Annotated in this window: 4 protein-coding genes; 1 reads left to right on the forward strand and 3 read right to left on the reverse strand. The window is 47.4% G+C overall.

What is annotated here, in order from left to right:
* Both MHN01_RS21625 and clpS read right to left on the reverse strand, forming a co-directional pair.
* Positions 1 to 980: Clp protease N-terminal domain-containing protein (locus tag MHN01_RS21625; protein ID WP_239413368.1), on the reverse strand; the 980-nt coding region annotated here is incomplete at its 3' end.
* Between the two features lie 47 nt (positions 981 to 1,027).
* A complete protein-coding gene (gene clpS / locus MHN01_RS21630; protein WP_075764730.1) occupies positions 1,028 to 1,348 on the reverse strand; it encodes an ATP-dependent Clp protease adapter ClpS in 321 nt (106 codons plus the stop codon).
* A 226-nt stretch (positions 1,349 to 1,574) separates the two neighbouring features.
* Here clpS and cspD point away from each other — a divergent pair, with 226 nt between their 5' ends.
* A complete protein-coding gene (gene cspD / locus MHN01_RS21635) occupies positions 1,575 to 1,796 on the forward strand; it encodes a cold shock domain-containing protein CspD (RefSeq protein ID WP_160648554.1) in 222 nt (73 codons plus the stop codon).
* A 403-nt stretch (positions 1,797 to 2,199) separates the two neighbouring features.
* Here the strand turns inward: cspD and icd are convergent.
* Positions 2,200 to 3,260: NADP-dependent isocitrate dehydrogenase (icd, locus tag MHN01_RS21640; RefSeq protein WP_239413369.1), on the reverse strand; the 1,061-nt coding region annotated here is incomplete at its 5' end.

A 3,260-nucleotide genomic window follows, 5' to 3' on the forward strand; every position in this document is an offset into this window, starting at 1 on the left:
TGATAGGTCGTCGACCCCATGCAGCGAATTTTACCACTGCTCAGCAATGGCTTGATGAGGTTAGCGGCATCAACCTGGCCACCAGAGGCAGCACCAGCACCGATAATGGTGTGGATCTCGTCAATAAAGAGCACCGCGTGGTCTTCTTTTTCCAACTGCTTCAGAATGCCTTTGAAGCGCTTCTCGAAGTCACCACGGTATTTGGTACCTGCAAGCAGGGAACCAATGTCAAGCGAGTAAATGACGCAATCTTTGATAATGTCCGGCACCTGGCCTTCAACAATGCGCCATGCCAGCCCTTCAGCTATTGCCGTCTTACCGACACCGGCTTCACCTACCAGCAGCGGGTTGTTTTTACGGCGGCGGCACAGAACCTGTACCGTACGCTCAAGCTCGTGGTCACGGCCAATCAGCGGGTCGATTCCGCCCGCACGTGCCAGTTGGTTCAGGTTGGTCGCAAAGTTTTCTAGCTTATCTTCGGAATTCTGCTCTGCACGCGGTTCGTCCCCGCCCACATCAGAACCGTTCAGGTCATCGTTATCGCTGTCTTTGACTGTTCCGTGAGAAATAAAGTTAACCACGTCAAGGCGGCTAATATCACTCTTCTTAAGCAGGTAGGCAGCATGAGATTCCTGCTCGCTGAAAATGGCAACCAGCACATTGGCACCGGTAACTTCACTGCGGCCGGAGGACTGGACGTGGAACACGGCACGCTGCAACACGCGCTGGAAACTCAGCGTCGGCTGCGTCTCGCGGCTTTCATCATCAGCCGGGATTAGCGGTGTCGTTTGTTCAATAAACGAATCGAGCTCTTTACGTAATGTTTCCAGATCAGCTCGACAAGCCAGCAACGCCTCTTGCGCTGCAGCATTATCTAACAATGCCAAGAGCAGATGCTCAACAGTCATAAACTCATGGCGTTTTTCCCTTGCTCTTGCGAATGCACCGTTCAGACTTGCTTCAAGTTCTTTGTTTAGCATAAGGCACCTCCCCTAAATACCACTCAAAATGGTGTGCCGGAAAAAGTTCAAGCTTTTTCCTTCGTACACAGTAGCGGATGTTCATGCTCCCTCGCATACATCATCACTTGTGCCACCTTCGTCTCGGCGACTTCAGCGGTAAAGGTTCCACATACAGCTTTCCCTTCGTAATGCACAGTAAGCATCAACTGTGTGGCTTTCTCCAGATCCATGGAGAAGAACTTCTGTAACACTTCTATCACAAAATCCATCGGAGTGTAATCATCATTGTTTAAAATAACTTTATACATCGATGGTGGCTTAACCTGAGTATCCTCCTCGTCTAGTACGTCAGACTCAGGAATAATCCATTCATATAACTTGCTCATAATCTCATCTTAGTCATTTGTTCAAGGGCTTGCTACATCATCTGCATAGAAACAAGGATTTTATGAAAATGTTATAGTATGCACTTGACTGTCTAGCTCTTTTTACTAAAGTGTAACCTGTAGTAGATAATAACTGCATCAAAATAGCATTAGTATGCAAGTCGTGGTAAAAAGGAACGGCATACTAATGCAAAATGGATCTTGAATGCAAAGAGGGATGTAAAGCATGGCAACAGGTACAGTTAAATGGTTCAATAACGCAAAAGGCTTCGGTTTCATTTGCCCTGAAAGTGGCGAAGGCGATATTTTTGCACACTATTCAACTATCCAAATGGATGGATACCGCACTCTCAAGGCTGGCCAGCAGGTCAACTACACTGTCGAGACGGGTCCTAAGGGTTTCCATGCCAGAGAGATAGTCCCTGTCGAAGGTGAAGTGGCGAAATAACCCACGCTCAACTTTGTACATCAATTTCTAAGGTGAGCCGAGGCTCGCCTTTTTTATTATCGCCTCAAACCTGCTACTTCGCCGCTCACTATTCACGCAGCGCCATCTTATCTGGGCCTGTTTGCCTCATGCCTAAAGTGAATAGTTACTGAATAAAGTAACCTCGCCGTTATTAACATTTCTATTAACAATCACACGCTCTTTGCAGTCGTATCTTCTATCATATGCTAAAAATTCGCTGACGAACATCTTGCCCCGATAATCCTATGCCAGAAATGAGGGACTCGACAGCTGTTTCAGGGAGTTACAGACAAAGCGGCTAACCGTCACAAAACAGCTAAACGGCTCCAATAAAAAAGGCCCAGCCGAAGCTGAGCCTTTATCTATCCGTTAAGGATACTAATTACTTCATTTGCTCGATCATGTCATCTGCAAACTCAGAGCACTTACGCAATGTTGCACCTTCCATCTGGCGCTCAAAATCGTAAGTCACAGTCTTGTTACTGATTGCCGACTCCATTGAGCTGATAATCAGATCTGCCGCTTCAGTCCAACCTAGGTGGCGAAGCATCATTTCTGCAGACAGAATTAGTGAACCTGGGTTAACTTTATCCTGACCGGCATACTTAGGTGCAGTACCGTGAGTAGCTTCGAACAGTGCCACACCGTCACCTATGTTTGCACCCGGAGCAATACCGATACCACCAACCTGAGCGGCCAATGCATCAGAGATGTAGTCACCGTTTAGGTTCATCGTTGCAATCACATCATACTCCGCAGGACGAAGCAGGATTTGCTGCAGGAAGGCATCAGCGATGCTGTCCTTGATAACGATCTCTTTGCCCGTGTTAGGGTTCTTCAGAGTCATCCAAGGGCCGCCATCTAGTAGCTCAGCACCGAATTCCGCTGCCACTTCGTAACCCCAATCTTTGAAGGCACCTTCGGTGAACTTCATGATGTTACCTTTGTGAACCAGCGTCAAAGAGTCACGATCGTTATCGATAGTGTACTGCAGTGCTGCACGGACAAGACGTTTAGTACCTTCTTCAGAAACAGGCTTGATACCTACACCACACTGCTGTGGGAAACGGATCTTAGTCGCACCCATTTCGTCTTGTAGGAACTTGATAACTTTGTCTGCTTCTTCGGTACCCGCCTGGAATTCAACACCAGCATAGATATCTTCCGAGTTTTCACGGTAGATAACCATATCAGTTAGATCTGGGCGTTTAAGTGGGCTTGGTACGCCGTCAAAGTAACGAACAGGACGCGCACAGATATACAGGTCTAGTTCTTGGCGTAGAGCAACGTTAAGTGAACGAATACCACCACCTACAGGAGTGGTTAGCGGGCCTTTGATGGCCACTTTGTATTCACGAATGAAATCTAAAGTTTCTTGCGGTAACCATGCGTCTTCGCCATAAACCTGAGTAGATTTCTCACCTGTGTAGATTTCCATCCCCT

The organism is Photobacterium sp. OFAV2-7 (genome assembly GCF_022347985.1).
Classification (GTDB): domain Bacteria; phylum Pseudomonadota; class Gammaproteobacteria; order Enterobacterales; family Vibrionaceae; genus Photobacterium.

Coding starts and splice junctions, on each gene's coding strand:
- cspD (WP_160648554.1), top strand. CDS start 1,575: ATGGCAACAGGTACAGTTAAATGGTTCAATAACGCAAAAGGCTTCGGT.
- clpS (WP_075764730.1), bottom strand. CDS start 1,348: ATGAGCAAGTTATATGAATGGATTATTCCTGAGTCTGACGTACTAGAC.